This window comes from Streptomyces sp. NPDC019396 (genome assembly GCF_040632375.1).
GTDB lineage: Bacteria > Actinomycetota > Actinomycetes > Streptomycetales > Streptomycetaceae > Streptomyces.
This window is the reverse complement of record NZ_JBEYBS010000006.1, coordinates 131,776-151,155: the sequence shown is the minus strand read 5'-3', so window position 1 is coordinate 151,155 and position 19,380 is coordinate 131,776. Positions and strand designations below refer to the sequence as shown.

Sequence of the window (19,380 nt, the reverse complement as noted above, 5' to 3'; positions counted from 1 at the left end):
CGCGTTCGCAGGCGAAAGCCGCGGGCGCGCCCGGCCGCTTTCCGGGTACAGTCCTGTCCGCATGCCGGACGCCGGGCATGGACTGGGACGATGGACTTCGTATCCTCACTGCACGCATGCACACACGGGCAGGGGGCTCGCAGGCCGGAAGGGGGTGGTGGGTGCGTGACGTCGATCCAGAAACGCACTGCGCCCGTCGGCCGGGCAGAGGTCATCGAACGTCTCGAAAGGGTGCTCCACGCACGCGGACGAGCCCTGCTCACGGGGTCGGCGGGGGTCGGTAAGACCGAGGTCGCCCTGGCCATCTCCGCCCGAGCCCAGTCGCGCGGTGAGACCGTGCTGTGGCTCGCCACCCTCCCGGGTGATCGCTCCATCCCCGGTGCGACCGCGGCCGCGCTCGTCGCCTCCGTGTCCGCGACCCTGTCCCCCGCTGGACAGCTCGGACCGCAGGGTGCCGAGGCGCCCGCCGGTGCCGACGGCCCGGTCCGCGGCGCCATGGAGGTGTCCCGCCCCGGCGACTCGCCGTCCGCCGGCGCGCCCGCCGCGCCTTCCGCGGTCCCTGCGCCCGGCGGTGCCCATACCGGCTCGTACGACGTTCGCGACGGGCTGCCCGGTCCCCAGCGCGACGCCGTCGCCATGCTGTGCCGTGAAGCGCCCGTGCCTGAGGGCGGGTGGGACCCCATCGCCCTGCGGCTGGCACTCGCCCAGATACTGCGCACCCTCGCCGGGCACCGTCCGGTGCTGCTCGTGGTCGACGGCGTACAGCGGATCGACCCCGACAGTGCCGATCTGCTGCGCTTCGCCCTCCATCTGGCCCCGCCGGCGCTGCGGGTGATCGCGATCGAGACCCCGGAGGCGCACGACCCCGACGCCGGCGCCACCGGGCCCGAGCAGCTGTGGGTGCCGTCGGAGGCCGATGTGCTGCTGGTGCCTCCGCTGCACGCCGACGACATCGCTGAGCTCCTCATCCACCACAGGCTGCCGTCCCGCATGGCCGGGCGGATCCACAAGGCCAGCGGCGGCAACCCCCGGCTCGCGCTCGCCGTCGGCCGCTCGCTCGCGGACGCGCGGACGCCCGTGCACCACGCGGAGGCACTGTCGCTCTCCGGACGTGCCCGCGATCTGTCACGGCAGCTGCTGGGGCTGGTCTCACCCCCGGTCAGGGGCACCCTGCTCCTCGCCGCACTCGCCCTGCGTCCCACCGCGTCACTGATCCGCCGCGCCGGGCGCCCCACGGCCGAGGCCGATCTGGCGGCCGCGGAACGGGCCGGTCTCGTCCTGCTCACCGAGGACGGAACGGTGGCCTTCCGGGCCGGCATCCTTCCCTCGACCCTGGTGCACGACGCCTGCTGGACCGACCGCAGCGAGGGGCACGCGGCGCTGGCCCGGGTCGTCGACGACCCCGTCGAGGAGGTCAGGCACCGGGCCCTGGCCACCGACATCCCCGACGAGGAGCTGGCCGCAGAAGTCGCGGCGGCGGCGGACAGCGCACGGCGGCGCGGCAACAACGCCCTGGCCGCCGAGCTCGCCCTGCTCGCCGCCGAGTCCACGCCGGGCCGCAACGGCCCGCAGCGCATCGCCCGCCTCGTGGACGCCGCGGAGGAGGCCGCCCGGGCGGCCCGCGCCGATCTGGCGATGCGCGCCGCCACGGACCTGCTGGCACGTGACGCCTCCCCCGCCGACCGGGTACGGGCCAGGCTCGCGGTGCTGGACACGGCGGGCCAGGGGCTGACGGGGCTGGACGAGATCTACGCCCATGCGATGGAGGACTCGGAGAGTGACACCGCACTGAGGGCCGCCGTACAGCTGCGCCTCTCGGTGAAGTACGTGCTGGCCGACGGCGATCCGGTGCGTTCCCGGGCCGCCGCTATCGACTCGGCGGCGCTCGCCGCTTCGGTCGGCGACCGGATGACGGCGGCGAAGGCACTGACCGTCCAGGCCCGGATGGAACGTGTCCTCGGTTCCCTGGAAGAGGAACGCGTGCTCCAGGAGGCCCGGGAGCTGGAGATGGCCGATCGCCCGCTCGGCATCCGCAACGCCGCGCAGATTCTGACCATCCGCCATGCCCTGTTCGACGACCGGCTCATGGACGCACGCGACGGGCTGAACACCCTGCTGCCGCTGGTCGAGCGGCGCGGCTCGGTCGAGGACGCGATCGAGCTGTTCCGTACGCTCGCGGAGGTCGAGGCCAGGCAGGGCCAGTGCACGGCCGCGCTCGCACACGCCGGGCGGTCGCTCGCCCTGACCCTGGAGGCCGGCCTGTCCCCCGGGCCCGCCTGGTACGCGCTGGCGCTCGCCGAGACGGCGGGCGGCAGCTTCGCCCGCGCGGCGAGCTATGCGCGTCGCAGTGCGCAGGCGTCCGAAGAGGAAGGCGACAACGTCTTCCTCTCGCGGAGCCTGTACGCACTCGGCCGGGTCCAGCTCGTCATGGGAGACGTCGCCAACGCACTGGAGACACTGCGCCGGGTGCAGTCCGGCGAGCGGGCGCAGGCCGCCGTCGACCCCTCGATGCTCCGCTGGCACGAGGAGCTGGCGGAGGCGCTGGTGGCGAGCGACTCCCTCGACGAGGCAGCCACGCTGCTCGCCGAAGTACGCCCGGTCGCCGAGCGCCTCGGCCGCTGGTCGGTGCTGCTGGGGTGCGATCGCGCCGAAGGGCTGCTGCTGGCCGCGGGTGGGAAGACGGACGAGGCGGCCGCCCTGCTGACCCGCACGGCCGAGTGCTTCGCGGCGGCCGGTCTGCCGCTCGAGCAGGGCCGGGCGCTGGTGGCGCTCGCCCGGGTGGAGCGCCGCAGGCGGCGGCGTTCGGCCGCGCAGCACGCGCTGCACACCGCGGCAGCCGTCTTCGAACGGGCGGGCGCGGCGTCCTGGCTGGCGCTCGCGAAGGAGACTCCGGCCGGTGCCCCGGAACCGGCTCCGGCCGCGCGCGGCGGCGCGCTGTCGTCGCTGACGGAGGCGGAGCTGCGCCTGGCTCAGATGGTGGGCCAGGGCGCCAGCAACCAGGAGGCGGCGGCCCGGCTGTATCTGAGCGTGAAGACGGTCGAGGCGCGGCTGACACGTATCTACCAGAAGTTGGACGTCCGGTCCCGTGCGCAGCTCGCCACCGCGCTGGGAGCGTGGGCGGGCGGCCGTACGGGCTCGCTGACGACCGACGCCGGGCCGGCGCCCACGTAGGTCCTCACACAGGACCTGCGGGGCGGCCGGCCCGGCGTCGAAAAGCGCGGGAACGGTCAGGCGATCCAGGCGCTGGTGAGTCCGAGCACCGCGGAACCGTCCAGGTCGGCGATCTTGGTGCCGGTGAAGCCGCGGGCCCAGTCTGAGGTCTGGATGCGGAACGCGGGGCTGTCGGCGGTGAGCGCTTCCATGACGGACTCGGCGACCTGGGCCGGGGTCTGCGCGCCGTTGAGGAACTGCGAGGTGGTGCGGGCGATGTACGCCTGGAGCGCGGGGGCGTACACACCGGCCTCGGCGATCACTGCCTCGAGGTCGATGCCGAGGTTGTTGACGAACTCGGTGGCCACGGCGCCCGGTTCGATGACCGACACCTTCACGTCGAGACTGGCCAGCACCGGGGCAAGGCTCTCCATGTAGCCCTCGACGGCGAACTTGGCGGCGCAGTAGGCCTCGTTGAACGGCTGGCCGATGATGCCGCCGACGCTGGTGACGGTGACCAGCCGGCCACCGGAGGCCCGCAGATGGGGCAGGGCGGCCCTGGAGGCGGTGAGCACTCCGAAGAAGTTGACCTCCATGACCTGCCGGACATCGTCCACGGTCTCGTTCTCGAGCGTGCCGAGGTGTCCGGCTCCGGCGTTGTTGACCAGGGCGTCGAGCCGGCCGTAGTCGGCCACCACTCCGTCGATCGCGGCGGTGACGGACGTGGGGTCGGTGACGTCGAGCTGCCGGATGTCGAGCTCCACCCCCGCGTCGGCAGCGGCCTTGCGCAGTGCGTCGGCGCGGCCGGTGTCGCGCAGGGTCGCCACGGTGCGCCAGCCTGCCTGCGCCGCGGCGACGGCGGCTGCGAGGCCGATACCGGACGAGGTGCCGGTGATCAGGACGACGGGGGCGGACTGAACGGACTCTGAGGACATGGCGGGGCCTTTCGATGGCAAAGCGGGGAACACTGCTGTGCAAATCTGTGCGTGTACACACACCATAACCATTATGTGTGCACACACGCAACCCGTAGACTCAGGCTATGCCGAAAAGGAAGCTCACGCAGGCCGAGATGCCCGTCGCCGACCACGCCTTCTACGGTCTGGTCTGGGCCGGCACCGTACTCACCGAGCGCGTCGACCGCGCCCTCAGCAAGGCCCATGACCTCCCCGTCTCCTGGTTCGAGGTGATGCTGTGGCTGGCCTCGAGCCCGGACCCGGTACCCGCGTCGGTACTCGGCAACAGCACGATGCTCAGTCGCAGCCAGGTGTCCCGCGTCATCGACGCCCTCCAGGCCCGGGGTCTTGTCACGCGCACCCCGTCAGCCCGGGACGCGCGGTCCATCGAGGTGGCGCTCACACCCGAGGGCCACCGGCTGTTCGCGGAAGCGGACGAGACGCGGCGGGCCAGTCTGGCTCCGGCCTTCACCGATCTCCTGGACCAGGAGGACCTGGAGGCCCTGAGTGCCGTTTGGCGCAAACTCAAGGCCAGCAAGGAGAGTCCGGCCTAGGCGCACGAGAAAGGCGCGGCTGTCTTCTCCGGCCGGTGACCACACACCGGACACCGTCGACTGATGAACCGTCAGATGATCTCCGTCGGCGTTGTTGACAGTCCACCGCCAACACGAAAAGATGGCGGGCCGCGCCGCCGGAATCCCCCACCTCTTCCCCTTGCGCTCCCCCCTACACCTTTCCTGCTCAATTCCTTGGCGGTCCTGGGTCGCGAGTTCCCGTACTCGCCGCCCGATTTCGGCATGCCCGCCTTCTCCCCCCAGCTTCCCAACATGCCGTAAACCCAAGGTCATTCGGCCATCCGCCGCTGGTTGACCGTTGAGTAACCCGACGCTATCTTCAAGCCGTTCCACAGAAGCCCGAATTTCTTTCTCCGAGCTTTGCGGGACTCCGTACGTCTTGCGCTTCTGATTGACCGAAATTTAACCTCCGGGCAACGCCAACGCTTATTCGGAGAATTATGACGTCGGCAGAGCACATCGTGGACCTGGTCATCGGAACCACCCCCTTCGGTGAGCCGGACGCCCGACTCGCCGCCGCGGTCAGCCGCGCCGGCGGACTCGGAGTGCTCGACCTGGGGGCTGGTGACAGAAGAGCCAGGGACGCCCTGGCGGCACTGCGTCGCTGGACACCGGGCCGGTTCGGTGTACGCGTCGGTCCTCGGTGCCGACTGGGCCCGGACGAACTCGGCGCCGCACCGTCACCCGCCGTGCGGTCCGGCGACGCACACGACCGCCCCCCGGGCCCGCACACCGTGGTACTCGCACCGGACTCCGCCTGGGCGCCCGGGGACGTACCGCACGGCCACCGTGTGCTCGTCGAGGTCACCGATCTGGACTCGGCACGCGCGGCCGTGCGGGCCGGAGCCGGTGGGCTGATCGCCCGTGGCAGTGAGTGCGGAGGCCCCGTCGGCGAGCTGGGCACCTTCGTGCTGCTCCAACAGCTGCTCGCGGACACCGAGTTACGCGGCACCCCGGTGTGGGCCTGCGGAGGCATCGCCCCGGGGACGGCCGCAGCGGCAGTCGTCGGTGGTGCCACCGGAGTGGTGCTGGACACCCAGCTGGCGCTGCTGGCCGAGTCCGAGGTGCCCGAGTCGGTCGCGGCGGTGCTGCGCACCATGGACGGCTCGGAGACGGTCGTCGTGGACGGCCACCGGACTTTGCGCCGCCACCCGGCCCACGCCTCAGTGGCCGGCGGCAGCACGTGGGAGGAGCGACTCCCCGTCGGCCAGGACGGTTTCCTCGCGTCGGGCTTCGCCGAACGCTGGCGCGACACCGGCCGCGCCGTACGCGCCGTCGCCGATGCCGTACGCGACGCCGTGCGCGAGGACACCGCCGTACGCGCGCTGCGGCCCGGCTCCGCGATGAGCAGGGCGCTGGGCACCCGGCTCCCGGTCGCGCAGGGTCCGATGACCCGGGTCAGCGACCGTGCCGGCTTCGCCGACGCCGTCGCCGACGACGGCGCCCTCCCCTTCATCGCCTTGGCGCTCGCCGGGGCCGAGCAGTCACGGACGATGCTGGAGGAGGTCCGGAAGACCCTCGGCGGCAGGCCCTGGGGGGTCGGCATACTCGGCTTCGCCCCGGAGCAGACACGGGCGGCCCAGCTGGAGGCGGTGGTCGCCGCACGCCCCACGCACGCCATCGTCGCCGGAGGCCGTCCCTCGCAGGCGCGCGCGCTGGAGGAAGCGGGGATCAGCGCCTTCTTGCATGTGCCGTCGCCGGGTCTGCTGCGGCAGTTCCTGGACGCGGGCGCCCGCAGGTTCGTCTTCGAGGGCGCCGAGTGCGGTGGCCATATCGGACCCCGCAACAGCTTTCCGCTCTGGGAGGCCCAACTCGCCGTACTGGAGGACTTCCTGGTCGGCGTCCGGGACCGGGACCGCGGGGACGGGACCGGGGCACAACAGGAGGCTGAGCGGATCGAGTTGTTCCTCGCCGGGGGCATCCACGACGAACGGTCCGCCGCCATGGCCGCCGCACTCGCCGCCCCGCTCACCGCGCGCGGCTGCGCCGTCGGGGTGCTCATGGGCACGGCGTATCTGTTCACGGAGGAGGCCGTGACCCGGGGCGCGGTCCAGCCGCTGTTCCAGCAACGGGTGATCGCGGCGGAGCGGACGACTCTGCTGGAGACGGCGCCCGGCCACGCGACCCGCTGTGTACCGAGCCCCTTCAGCGACTCCTTCCGCACGCTCGGCGACGATCTGCGCCGCGAGGGGCTCGGCGACCGTGAGGTCTGGGAGCGGCTCGAACGGCTCAACGTCGGACGGCTTCGGCTGGCCGCCAAGGGCCTTGAACGTGCCGAGGACGGCGCCCTGTCCGCCGTCGACGAGGAACGGCAGCTGGCGGAAGGCATGTTCATGGCCGGCGAGGTCGCCGTACTGCGGTCCGCCGTTACCTCCGTCGCGGCGCTGCACACCGCGGTCTGCGACGGCGCCGCGGAGTTCCTGGAGGAGCGGAGGACCGCATTGCGGGCACGTCCGGGGCTCTCCCCGGACACCACGGAGGGCGCGGAACCGGAGCCGCCCCGACCGCTGGATGTGGCGGTGGTCGGGATGGCGTGCATGTTCCCGGGCGCGCCCGACCTCGCCTCCTTCTGGGCCAACGTCCTCGACGGCGTGGACTCCGTCGGCGAGGTCCCGCGCGAGCGCTGGGACCCCGATGTACACGGCCCCGAGGCGAGCGGTGCCACAGCATCGCGCTGGGGCGGCTTCCTCCCGCCCGTGCCGTTCGACCCGCTGCGCTACGGCATACCTCCGGCCTCGCTCGGCAGCATCGAGCCCGTACAGCTCCTGGCGCTGGAGGCCGCGCGACGGGCTCTTGACGATGCTGGGCTCGGCCCGGACGGACGGGACTTCGACCGGATGCGCACCGGTGTGGTCTTCGGCGCCGAGCCGGGCAGCGACCTGTCCAACGCGGCGACGCTGCGAGCCGTACTGCCCTCGTACTACGGCACGGTGCCCAGGGGCCTGGACGAGCAACTGCCCGCGCTGACCGAGGACTCGTTCCCCGGGATGCTCTCCAATGTGATCTCGGGACGGATCGCCAACCGGCTCGACCTCGGTGGTCCCAACTTCACCGTCGACGCGGCCTGTGCCTCCTCGCTCGCCGCCGTGGACGTCGCCTGCAAGGAGCTGGCCGCGGGCACCAGCGACGTCATGCTGTGCGGGGGCGCCGATCTGCACAACGGCATCAACGACTACGTGCTGTTCACCTCGGTGCACGCGCTCTCGCCCACCGGCCGCTCACGAGCGTTCGACAGCGCGGCCGACGGGATCGCCCTGGGCGAGGGCGTGGCCTGTGTGGTGCTCAAGCGGCTGGCCGACGCCGAGCGCGACGGCGATCGCGTCTACGGTGTCATCAAGGGCGTCGGCAGCTCCAGCGACGGCCGTTCGCTCGGGCTGACGGCACCCCGCCCGGAGGGGCAGCGCAGAGCGCTCGACCGGGCGCACCGGAATGCGGGGACCACGCCTGCCGACATCGGCCTCGTGGAGGCGCACGGCACCGGCACGGTGGTCGGCGACCGTACCGAACTGAACGTCCTCACCGAGGTGTTCGAGGCCGCGGGCGCGGCCCCGGGGAGCTGTGTCCTCGGCTCGGTCAAGTCGCAGATCGGGCACACCAAGTGCGCGGCCGGGCTGGCAGGTCTGATCAAGACCGTGCTGGCCCTGCACACCGGGGTGCGACCGCCGACGCTGCATCTGGAACGGCCCAACCCGGCCTGGCAGGAGGGCCGGAGCCCGTTCGTGTTCCACCGGGAGGCGCTGCCGTGGACCGCACCGGCCGGCCGACGTCTCGCGGGGCTGAGCGCGTTCGGGTTCGGCGGCACCAACTTCCATGTGGTGCTGAGCGCCTACGACAACGACACGCCCCCGGCGCACGGGCGCGACGTCTGGCCGGCCGAGCTGTTCCTCTTCCGCGGTACGGACGTTGGGGCCGCGCGCAGAGCGGTCGAGGACCTGCTGGCCCTGGTGTCGGCCGGCGCGGACGGGCCGGGGCGCTGGCGGCTGCGGGACCTGGCACTGGCCGCGTCCAGGCGCGGCGACACCGGGCGCGGCCCGGTGCGCTTCGCCGTGGTGGCGAAGGACCAGGCGGAGCTGCGCGAGGGGCTGCGGCGGGTACTGGCCGGAGAGGACGATCCAGAGGCGGGCATCCACCTCGCGGACAGCACCGACAGCGGATCCGGGTCGGGGGCCGGGACCGGCGCCCCGGGAGAGGTGGCGTTCCTGTTCCCAGGGCAGGGCAGCCAGCGCCCGGGGATGTACGCGGAGATCTTCACGGCCTTCCCAGGGCTGCACCACCTGCTGGCCTGCGACGGCGGCACCGCCGCGACGCTGCATCCACCCGCCGCGTTCGACGGCGACGTACGCACCCGGCTGCGTACCGCTCTCATGGAGACCAGGGCCGCCCAGCCCGCCCTCGGCATGGTGGGTCTCGCCGCCCACGCCCTGCTCACCCGGGCCGGGATCGAGCCGGACATGGCGGCAGGACACAGCTACGGGGAACTGGTCGCGTTGTGTGCGGCGGGTGTTCTGGAACCAGGCACCTTGCTGGAGCTGAGCAGGGAGCGGGCCGCGGCGATTCTCGCCTCGGCCGGAAGCGACCCGGGCGCGATGGCCGCGGTGTCCGCGTCAGCGGCGGACGTGGAACGGGCCCTCGGCCCGGCCCGGTCGTCGGGCGAGGTCTCCGGACTGGTCATCGCCAACCACAACGCACCGCGCCAGACGGTGGTCTCAGGACCGACCGCATCCGTCGACGCCGCCGTACGACTGCTGCGCGAGGCGGGCCACGGTGCCAAACGGCTCCCGGTGGCCTGCGCCTTCCACAGCCCACTGGTGGCGGGTGCGGGCGAGCGCTTCGCTCGGGTACTGGGCGAACACACCTTACGGGACGCCGAGTTCGCCGTGTGGTCCAATCGCACCGCGCGGCCGTACGGGCAAGGGCCGGACGCGATCCGCGCGGAACTGGCCGCGCAGCTCGGCGCGCCGGTGCGGTTCGCCGAACAGATCGAGGCGATGTACACGGCCGGCGCCAGGATCTTCGTGGAGGCCGGCCCCGGCCGGGTGCTGACCCGGCTGGTCGATGACATCCTCGGCGACCGGCCGCACCTCGCCATCGCCTGCGAGCCCCGGCCGGACAGCGGTCTGCCCGGACTGCTGGATGCGCTCGCCCGGCTGGCGGTGGCCGGACTGCCGGTGCGCACCGGGTGGATGTTCCAGGGGCGGGACGCGGTCGACCCGGGGCGCGCCGCCGCCGAACGGCAGCCCGGCTGGACGGTCGACGGTCATCTGGTCCGTACCGCCTCCGGAGAACTTCTGCCCGGTGCGCTGGCACCGGCCCGACGTTTCGTGGAAACGGTGGAGACGACTGTGACGACAAACCACCTCGAGGGCCCGGAGGGCGCCGACGGGGCCGCGGCACGCCAGGACGCGCTGATCGCCGAATTCCTGCGGACCAGCCGGGAAATGGTGGCGGCACAACGCGATGTCCTGCTCACCTACTTCGGGGGTGGCCAGACCGCCGCCGACGCGGGCCCCGTCCCAGCGCCGCGCACCGTGGACCCCGCGGCGATCCGGTCCTCCTCACCCGCTCCGGTGCCATTGGCCTTGGCCGGCCCGGCAGCCCTGGCTCCGGAAGGCGCCGCGACGGGCCCGGACTCCGCACTGTCCCATGCCGACGTGCTGCGGATGGTGGTGGAGATCATCAGCGAGCGCACCGGCTATCCACCGGACATGGTCGAACCCGGTCTCGATCTCGAAGCGGACCTCAGCATCGACTCGATCAAACGCACGGAGATCGTGGGCGAGTTGGCGGCACGGCTGGTCGCCGCGGGTGCGGTGGCGGTGGACGTGGCCACACTGGACGACGCGGCCATGGAGGACCTGGCCAAGGCCAGGACCGCCGACGCGCTGGCCGGCAGGATCGCCGCCCTCGCCACCGCATCGGCCGGCGATGCGCCCGCGGACCGGCCATCTTCGTCCGCGGTGGCCGCTGACTCCACGGCGGACGCAGGGACCGCCGTGACCGGGACACAGGACACGGCATCATTCGCGGTGGCCGCGCCCAAGCGATTCGTCCTGCGCCCGGCACCCCTGCCGGAGACGACCGAACCCGACGCGGCCCGGCTCACCGGGCGGCGCTTCGCGCTCATCGGCGACGGTGACGGCGACCGCGCCGGTGTGGCAGCCGCTTTGGCGCAGCGGCTCACCGACGCCGGTGCCACGGCCGTCGGCTTCCCCGCCGGGCATCTGCTCACGGACCAGGACGGGACGCTGGACGGTGTCGTCCTCCTCGACCCCCTGGCGGAGTCCGGACTCCCTGTCCTCCCCGGGTCCTTCCCCTCCATCAAGGCCGCGCTGCGCGCCCGCCCCGGCACTCTGATCGCGGTGCGCTACGCCGACGAGGGCCGGACCGGCGAGCGGGCGGCGGGCCTGGGCGGGCTCTTCCGCAGCATCGCCCGCGAGTACCCGGACACAGCGGCCTCGGTGATCGACCTGCTGCCGGACGGGCTGCCCGGACCGGGCGGACCGGCCTCGACGGCCGCCGCCGTGCTCGAGGAGCTGGCCGCGCCCAGCGGCGCTCCGGCCGTACTGCGCGGCCGGGCAGGACGTTCCGTAGCCGAACTCGCCGAGGCCCCCTTCGGGCCCCTGGGGCTGAGGGGTGCGGGCCCGGCGGGCGAGGGGGCGGCCGAAGCCGAGGCCATCGGACTGGACCGGAACGCGGTGGTGCTGCTGACGGGCGGGGCCCGTGGCATCACGGCCGCCTGCGCCGCCGCCCTGGCCAGGGCCTGTGGCTGCCGCATCGAGCTGCTGGGCAGGACACCGGCGCCGGCCGGCCCGGAGAGTCCGGTGACCGCGGCGGCCGGGGACGAGGCCGCCCTGCGGGGTGTCCTCGCGGCACAGGGCGCGTACGGCTCTCCCGCCGAGATCGCCCGGGCCGCCGGACTCATCCTGGCCCAGCGCGAGATCACCGCGACTCTCGCGGCCCTCGAGGCAGCGGGCAGCCGGGTGCGCTACCGCAGTGTGGACTGCCGTGATTCCGCGGCCGTGCTCCAGGCGGTCAAGGAGATCCACGCCGACCACGGGCGACTGGACGGAGTGATCCACGCGGCCGGTGTCATCGAGGACCGGCTCATCGAGGAGAAGTCCGCCGAGTCCTTCGAGCGGGTCTACGGCACCAAGGTCTCCGGGGCCGCGTCCCTGCTGTCCGCGCTCGACGAGCTGCCCGAAGGTCCTTCATTCGTGGTGCTGTTCGGCAGCATCTCCGCCGTGCTCGGCAACCGGGGCCAGGCGGACTACGCCGCCGCGAACGACGCGCTGGAGAGCCTCGGAGAGCACTGGGGGGCACGCACGGGACACCGGGTGGTGACCCTGCACTGGGGCCCCTGGGCGCCGTCGGGCATCCACACCGGAATGGTCGGCCCCGAGCTCGCCCGGTCCTATTCGCAGCGCGGGATCACCCTGATCGACCCGGAAGTGGGCCCACTCGCCCTGCTGAAGGAGCTGGCGTGGGGCGACATGACGGCCGGGACCGTCGTCCACACCGCTTCGGAGTGGTGAGATGACCGGTGCCGAGTTCCGCACCGTGCCCGTCGCCGTCACCGGGATGGCCGTCTTGCTGCCCGGGGCTCCGGACCTGGCGACGTACTGGCGCAATCTCCTGACCGGCGTCGACGCGATCAGCGAGGTCCCGGGAGGGCGCTGGGACGCGGAGTTCTACCGTCCCGGGTCCCGTACCGGACCCGCCGCCGCGGACCAGGTCTACTGCCGCAGGGGCGGTTTCGTGGACACGCTGACGGACGTCGACGTCACCCGGTACGGCATCATGCCCAGCTCCGTTTCGGGCACCGAGCCCGACCAGCTGATCGCCCTGCACGTGGCGGCTGCGGCCCTCGCGGACGCGGGTGGGGACGAGCGGCTGCCGGTGCGGGAGCGGGTCGGGGTGGTGCTGGGCCGTGGCGGCTATCTCACTCCCGGACTGGTCCGGCTGGACCAGCGGGTGCGCACGGCGAACCAGCTCGTACGTACGCTCGGCGAGCTGCTTCCCGGGCTCGGCGCGGACCAACTCGCCCAGGTCCGCGAGGCGTTCACCGAGCGGCTGGGCCCGGATCGGCCCGAGAACGCGATCGGGCTCGTACCCAACCTCGCCGCCTCACGGCTGGCCAACCGGCTGGATCTGCGGGGACCGGCCTACACCGTGGACGCCGCGTGCGCCTCCTCGCTCGTGGCGGTGGACCAGGCGGTGGGTGAACTGGCGACAGGGCGCTGCGACATGATGCTCGCGGGCGGTGTGCACCACTGCCACGACATCACGCTCTGGAGTGTCTTCTCGCAACTGCGCGCGCTGTCACCGAGCCAGCGCGTCCGGCCCTTCCACCGTGACGCCGACGGCATCCTGATCGGCGAGGGCACGGGCGTGGTCGTACTGAAGCGGCTGGCCGACGCGGAACGGGACGGCGACCGTGTCTACGCGGTGATCCGGGGCACGGGAGTGAGCAGCGACGGTCGCACGGCCGGACTGGTCAACCCCGATCCGGGCGGTCAGATACGGGCGGTACGGCAGGCCTGGCGGGCTGCCGGGATGGATCCCGCGGCGCCGGGGTCCATCGGCCTGCTGGAGGCGCACGGCACCGCGACACCGGCCGGCGATGCGGCCGAACTCGACACGCTCGCCGCGGTGTTCGGCCCCCGTGGCAGCCTGCGCGGTGATGGCTCCGGGGAAGCACCGGTCATCGGTTCGGTGAAGTCGATGATCGGCCACGCCATGCCTGCCGCCGGGGTGGCGGGCCTGGTCAAGGCCGCGCTCGCCGTCCATCACGGAGTGCTGCTGCCGACGCTGCACTGCGAGGACCCCCACCCCGCACTCGCGGACACCCGGTTCCGTCCGCTGGCGGAGCCTGTCCCCTGGGAGAGCGGTCCGGGCCACGCGCGGCGCGCGGCGGTGAACGCCTTCGGCTTCGGCGGGATCAACGCCCATGTGATCCTGGAACAGGCCCCGGAACCAGTGGCGTTGCGCAGTACCGTCACCATGGGTGCTGCCAGCGGCACGCCAGGGTCGGTGTCGGTGGCCGAGCCCGAACGGGTGTTGCAGCTCGCGGCCGGTACCCCGGAGCGGCTGGCCGCCCTGCTGGACGCGGACGACCGGACCGTACTGGCCACCGGGTCCGGCCCTGCCGGGGCGGAGCCGGCGGAACGGACCCGGCTCGGCATCGTCGATCCCACGCCGAGGCGTCTGGCACTGGCGCGGCGGGTCGCCGCCAAGGGCCAGGCCTGGCGCGGTCGCAATGACGTCTGGTTCGCCCCCGAACCACTGCTCGGCGGTGCCCGGCCCGGCCGTGTGGCCTTCGTCTTCCCCGGGCTCGAAGGCGACTTCGCACCGCAAGTCGAGGGAATCGCGGAGCACTTCGGGATCGCCACGCCCGGGGGGTCCGGCGAGGACACACTCGCCGAGGTCGGCGACATCGGCCGGCACGGTCTCGGTGTGGTGGCGGTGGGACGGCTGCTGGACGCGGCGCTGCGCCGGATGGGTGTGGTGCCTGAGGCGGTGGCGGGGCACAGCATCGGTGAGTGGACGGCGATGGCGGCGGCCGGAATGTACGCCGAGCGTGCCGTCGACGACTTCATGGCCTCGCTCGACCCCGACACGGTCACGGTGCCGGACCTCGCCTTTGCCGCCGTCGGCATGTCCGCGCTCCGGGTGGCCGAGGCGCTCCAGGACTCCGGTCTTCCGGTGAGTCTGTCGCATGACAACGCGCCCCATCAGTCGATGGTGTGCGGACCACCTGAGCCGGTCGAGGAGTTCGTGGGCGCGTTGCGGGCCAGAGGTGTGCTGTGCAGGGTGCTGCCCTTCCGGTCCGGTTTCCACACCCCCATGCTGGAGCCCTCTCTGGGGCCGTTCCGGGCGGCGGCCGAGCGGTTCGCCCTGCACCGGCCCGCGGTGCCGGTGTGGTCGGGCACGACGGCGGCGCCGTTCCCCGACGACGAAGCGGGAGTACGCGCGCTGTTCGTGCGTCATCTGCTGGAGCCGGTCCGCTTCCGGCAGCTGACCGAAGCGCTGTACGGGTCCGGCTTCCGGGCGTTCGTCCAGGTCGGCACGGGACAGCTCGGCTCCCTGATCGACGACACACTGGCGGGCCGGGACCATCTGGTGGTGGCGGCCAACTCGTCCCGTCGCTCCGGCCTTGCGCAGCTGCGGCGGGTGGCGGTGGCACTGTGGTCGGAGGGCGCGCCGGTGCGGCCCGACGTGGTCGACCGTCCCGCCACACCCGCGGCCAACGGGACAGCCGTCCCAGCCACCGGGCGGAAGACACCCCCGCCGGTGCGTCTCGACCTGAGCGGTGCCCTGGTTTCACTGGACCGGGATGTCGCCGCCGCACTGCGCTCCTCGCTGATGCCGGAGGCTCCCCGGCGTCCGGCCGCCCCGTCCGCACCGACGGCTGCCCCCGCGGCAGCCGCGCGCTTCCCGGTCCTCGCCGAGCTCACCGCGCTGATGCAGGACACCACGGCCACCGCCGCCGAGCTGATCGCGGTGGCCGGAATCCACGCGCCACCGCGCCGGGGGCCCGTGACCCGCGCGGTGTCGCCGGCCCGGCACCGTCCATCCCCCACAGTCCCCACGGTCCCCGCGGCCGAACCGGGCTCCGCGGCCGAACCGGGCTCCGGCCGCTGCGCGTACACGGTCCGCGTCGGGCCTGATTCGATGCCGTACCTGCTCGACCACTGCTTCTTCCGGCAGCGGACGGACTGGCCCGACGTGTCCGACCGCTGGCCGGTGGTCCCGGCCACCACGATCGTCCACCACATGATGGAGGCGGCGGAGCGAAGCGCCCCGGGGATGCGGGCGATCGCAGTGCACGACGCCCGGTTCGACCGCTGGCTGACGGCCGCCGGACCGATGGAGGTCACGGTCACCGTCACCCCGTCGGGACCGGACCGCGTCGCCGTGTCCTTCGGCCCGCACGCCCGGGCGACGATCGAGCTCGCCGGGCGTCATCCCGAACCGCCGCCTGCACGGGACCGTGACGTGTTCCGGGACGAGCGCGAACCTGACCACAGCGCTGCCCAGTTGTACGACGAACGCTGGATGTTCCACGGGCCGGCCTACCAGGGCGTGACCGCACTGACCGGTATCGGGGACCGTCATGTGCGCGCTGTGCTGACCGTGCCTCCCGCGCCGGGGGCGCTGCTGGACAACGTCGGTCAGGTGCTCGGTTACTGGATCATGGCGACCGCCACGGAACGGACCGTGGTGTTTCCCGTGCGGATGCGGCGGATGCGGTTCTTCGGCCCGCCGCCCGCGCCGGGCACGGCACTGGAGTGCCTGATCCGTATCACCTCCCTGACCGGATCGCTGCTCGAAGCCGATGCCCTGCTGATGTCCGGGGGCACGGTGTGGGCCGAGCTGGACGGCTGGCAGGACCGCCGCTTCGACAACGACCCGAAGACCCGGCCGGTCGAACGGTTCCCCGAGCGCAACACCCTGTCCGAGGCACGCGCGGGTGGCTGGTCGCTGGTCCATGAACGGTGGCCGGACCTGGCGTCGCGCGATCTGATCATGCGCAACATGCTGGGCAGCGCCGAGCGCGAGGCCTACGAGCGGCAGCCGCCGCGCGGCCGCCGGCAGTGGCTGCTGGGCCGGATCGCGGCCAAGGACGCGGTGCGCAGGTATCTCTGGGAGCGGGGCGGGGGCCCGGTGTTCCCCGCCGAACTGCGGGTGGACAACGACGCGGACGGCCGCCCCGTGGTGTCCGGCCGGCACGGCCGGGAGCTGCCGCCCCTCACGGTATCGATAGCCCACCGTGCCGAGGCGGCCGTCGCCCTCGTAGCGCCCCGCCTCTCCGCGGTCGCGGACGACGGCGGTGATCCGGCCGTGGTGCGTGGTCCCGGTATCGACATCGAGGAGGTCACCGAGCACGGCGAGTCCACACTGGCGGCAGCGCTGGGCCGGGAGGAGCGTGGGCTGCTGGCCGCCTGCCGGAGCGCCACCGGCGAGTCCGGGGCGCTGTGGTTCACCCGCTTCTGGGCGGCGAAGGAAGCAGCCGCCAAGGCGGAGGGCACGGGGTTCGGCGGCCGTCCCAAGGACTTCGCAGTCGTGAGGGCGGCACGGGACCTGCTGACGGTCGAGGTGCGTACGGGCTCGGGTGTGCCGGTGCGCACCCATCAGGTCCACTGCGAGCAGGTGGGCAATCCCCCGGGGCTGCCGCCGCGCGCCTATGTGGTGGCGTGGACCGGAGCTCCGGAACGGTCCGGAACAGCAAGTGACGAGGAGGACGGGAAGTGACCACGACACAGCCTGCGGGCCCGTTACGGGCGGATCAGGACGAGATTCTCGCCGATATCACCGCCATGATCGAGCTGGTGCTCGAGGACTACGGCCTTGACGACACCGAGGTCGGGATGGAGACCCGTTTCAGCAGGGATCTGGAGTTCGAGAGCATCGATCTGGTCACCCTGGCCGGTCACCTGGAGGAACGGTACGGACGTACGGTCAACTTCGCCGAGTTCGTGGCCTCCATGGAGCTCGACGACATCATCCAGCTCACCGTGGGCCGGCTCGTCGAGTACGTCGCCCAGTGCCTCAAGAGCGCCGGGGCGGACTGACCGATGGCGATCGTCGAAGCCGGCGGCATCCGGTTGCACGTCCAGCGGCTCGGTCCCCGCGACGGGCGGCCGTCCAGAGCGACCGTCGTGTTGCTGCACGGTCTGCTGACCGACAGCCTGGCGAGCTACTACTTCACCGTCGCCCCCGCCTTCGCCGCGGCCGGACTCGATGTGGTGATGTACGACCACCGGGGGCACGGCCGCAGTGGGCGCCCGGCCACGGGGTACAGCCTGGACGCGTTCGTGGGCGATCTCGGGGCACTGCTCGGACGGCTCGAGATCCACGGCCCGGTCCATCTGGTCGGCAACTCCTTCGGTGGGACGGTCTCGTTCGGCTATGCCCTGCGGTATCCCGAGCGGGTGGCGAGCATCGCGGTCATCGAGTCCGAACCGGCCACGCCCTCCTGGGCACACAAGATCTCCGGTCTGCTTGACCGGGTTCGGCACGAGATGACGGCCAACGAGCGCGATGCCCTCGACTGGATCGCCGCGCACCGCGGCGGGCACACGGCACGGCTGGCGAAGGCCGCGGGACGGCTGGTGCGGGACACCGCGATCGCCGCCGAGGTCACGAGCTGTGAGCTCGCCGGTGAGCGGGACATCCGTTCGCTGCGCTGTCCCGTGCTCGCGGTGTACGGCGAGGACTCCGACCTCGCAGGGCAGGCACCGTGGCTGAGGGCCCTGCTGCCCCGGTGCCGGACGGTGCTGCTGCCCGGTCACGAGCACTCCGTCCTGGTGGAGGCGCCGGGGCGGGTGCGCGACCTCGTACTCCACTGGATCGGGTGCCATCCGCACCGGCACGACGGCCCCTTGCCGACCGCGCCTGCGGGCATACCGGTGGTCACGCCCATGGAGTCGCCGATGGGCACGCCCGTGGAGGTGAATGCGCCATGAGCCGCTATCTGTTCGTCGTCCCCCCGCTCGTCGGGCATATCAACCCCCTGGTGGGGGTGGCGGCCGAGCTGGCCGACCGCGGTCACCAGGTGGCCTGGGCGGGGCAGCCGGATGTGGTGCACCGCCTCGCCGGGCAGGACGCGCGGGTCTTCCCGTCCCCGGCAGCCTGGGCGGACGGGGCGGCACGGCCGGCGGACATCCGGGGTCCGGAGGCGCTGCGCTTCCTCTGGGAGCGGTTCCTGGTGCCGCTCGCCGACGCCATGGCGGAAGGTGTCCGGGACGCGGTGGAGGTGTTCCGTCCCGATGTGGTGGTCGCCGACCAGCAGGCGGCGGCGGGCGGGCTCGTGGCCGAGCGGCTGGGGGTGCGGTGGGCGACATCGGCGACGACATCGGCGGAGTTCGCCGACGTCCTGTCGGCGATGCCGAAGGTCGCGGCTTGGAACGAGGCGCTGCTGGACGGGCTGCGTCGGCGTATCGGCGCCCCTGACGGCACGGCGGATCCGCGGTTCTCGCCCCATCTGGTGCTGGCGTTCACCACCGAGGAGCTGGCCGGTCCGCCCGCCCGCGGCGGGGACCGGATCCGCTGGGTGGGACCCTCGCTGACCGCGCGCCCCAGCCCCGCGGGCTTCCCCTGGGAGTGGCTCGACCCGGGCCGTGCGACGGTCCTGGTCACCCTCGGCACCGCGAACACCGATGTGGGCAGGCGTTTCCTCACCGAGTGCGCCGCGGCGCTGCGGGCCCGGGCGGACAGGATGCAGGCCGTCGTCGTGGACCCGGAGGGCGTCCTCGGCAGCGGTTCAGCGCGGGGGGACGCCGCACACCGGGGCAAGGACACGTACGAGGCGCAGCAGGACAAGGACCTGCTCGCCGTGCCCGTGGTGCCGCAGCTCGCGTTGCTCGGGCATGTCGACGCGGTGGTCTGTCATGCGGGCCACAACACGGTCTGCGAGTCACTGTGGCACGGCGTCCCGCTGGTCGTCGCACCGATCCGGGACGACCAGCCGGTGATCGCCGCACAGGTCGCCGACGCGGGAGCAGGGGTACGGGTCCGCTTCGGCCGGGCCACCGAGGCCAGGGTCGGGGCGGCCGTCGACGCCGTGCTGTACGCCCCCGGGTACCGGGCCGCGGCCCGGGCGATCGGTTCCGCCTTCCGTTCGGCCGGCGGAGCCGCCGCTGCCGCCACCCACCTGGAACAGCTCGCCCGCGACAGGAACGAGGAGTACCCCTTATGAA

At 72.9% G+C, this 19,380-nt stretch carries 8 protein-coding genes; 7 read left to right on the top strand and 1 reads right to left on the bottom strand.

Features of this window, described 5'->3' with window-relative positions:
• Positions 1–165: 165 nt before the first annotated feature.
• On the top strand, positions 166–3,171 hold the full coding sequence (locus tag ABZ532_RS09170; protein WP_361280637.1) for an AAA family ATPase: 3,006 nt from the start codon (positions 166–168) through the stop codon (positions 3,169–3,171).
• A gap of 56 nt (positions 3,172–3,227) precedes the next feature.
• Here the strand turns inward: ABZ532_RS09170 and ABZ532_RS09165 are convergent, their stop codons facing one another.
• On the bottom strand, positions 3,228–4,085 hold the full coding sequence (locus ABZ532_RS09165; protein WP_361280636.1) for an SDR family oxidoreductase: 858 nt from the start codon (positions 4,083–4,085) through the stop codon (positions 3,228–3,230).
• A 107-nt stretch (positions 4,086–4,192) separates the two neighbouring features.
• On the opposite strand from ABZ532_RS09165, the gene ABZ532_RS09160 reads away from it, so the two are divergent.
• The 6 genes from ABZ532_RS09160 to ABZ532_RS09135 all read left to right on the top strand — a co-directional run bounded on the left by ABZ532_RS09160 (position 4,193) and on the right by ABZ532_RS09135 (position 19,379).
• Entirely contained in the window at positions 4,193–4,660 is a 468-nt protein-coding gene (locus ABZ532_RS09160) for a MarR family winged helix-turn-helix transcriptional regulator (RefSeq protein ID WP_361280635.1), read from the top strand.
• Positions 4,661–5,121: 461 nt separating this feature from the next.
• Positions 5,122–12,213 carry an SDR family NAD(P)-dependent oxidoreductase gene (locus ABZ532_RS09155; RefSeq protein ID WP_361280633.1) on the top strand — a complete coding sequence of 2,364 codons (7,092 nt, stop codon included), beginning with the start codon at positions 5,122–5,124 and terminating at the stop codon, positions 12,211–12,213.
• Between the two features lies 1 nt (position 12,214).
• A complete protein-coding gene (locus ABZ532_RS09150) occupies positions 12,215–16,933 on the top strand; it encodes a beta-ketoacyl synthase N-terminal-like domain-containing protein (protein ID WP_361280632.1) in 4,719 nt (1,572 codons plus the stop codon).
• Complete coding sequence (locus tag ABZ532_RS09145) at positions 16,930–17,253, top strand: phosphopantetheine-binding protein (RefSeq protein ID WP_361280631.1); 324 nt, start codon at positions 16,930–16,932, stop codon at positions 17,251–17,253. The genes ABZ532_RS09150 and ABZ532_RS09145 overlap by 4 nt, the downstream gene beginning before the upstream one ends.
• 3 nt (positions 17,254–17,256) lie before the next feature.
• Positions 17,257–18,147, top strand: coding sequence for an alpha/beta hydrolase (locus ABZ532_RS09140; protein WP_361280630.1), 891 nt, complete (start codon positions 17,257–17,259; stop codon positions 18,145–18,147).
• On the top strand, positions 18,144–19,379 hold the full coding sequence (locus ABZ532_RS09135; protein ID WP_361280629.1) for a glycosyltransferase: 1,236 nt from the start codon (positions 18,144–18,146) through the stop codon (positions 19,377–19,379). The genes ABZ532_RS09140 and ABZ532_RS09135 overlap by 4 nt, the downstream gene beginning before the upstream one ends.
• The last annotated feature ends 1 nt before the right edge of the window (position 19,380 follow it).

Coding starts and splice junctions, on each gene's coding strand:
- ABZ532_RS09135 (WP_361280629.1), top strand. CDS start 18,144: ATGAGCCGCTATCTGTTCGTCGTCCCCCCGCTCGTCGGGCATATCAAC.
- ABZ532_RS09165 (WP_361280636.1), bottom strand. CDS start 4,085: ATGTCCTCAGAGTCCGTTCAGTCCGCCCCCGTCGTCCTGATCACCGGC.
- ABZ532_RS09150 (WP_361280632.1), top strand. CDS start 12,215: ATGACCGGTGCCGAGTTCCGCACCGTGCCCGTCGCCGTCACCGGGATG.
- ABZ532_RS09155 (WP_361280633.1), top strand. CDS start 5,122: ATGACGTCGGCAGAGCACATCGTGGACCTGGTCATCGGAACCACCCCC.
- ABZ532_RS09160 (WP_361280635.1), top strand. CDS start 4,193: ATGCCGAAAAGGAAGCTCACGCAGGCCGAGATGCCCGTCGCCGACCAC.
- ABZ532_RS09140 (WP_361280630.1), top strand. CDS start 17,257: ATGGCGATCGTCGAAGCCGGCGGCATCCGGTTGCACGTCCAGCGGCTC.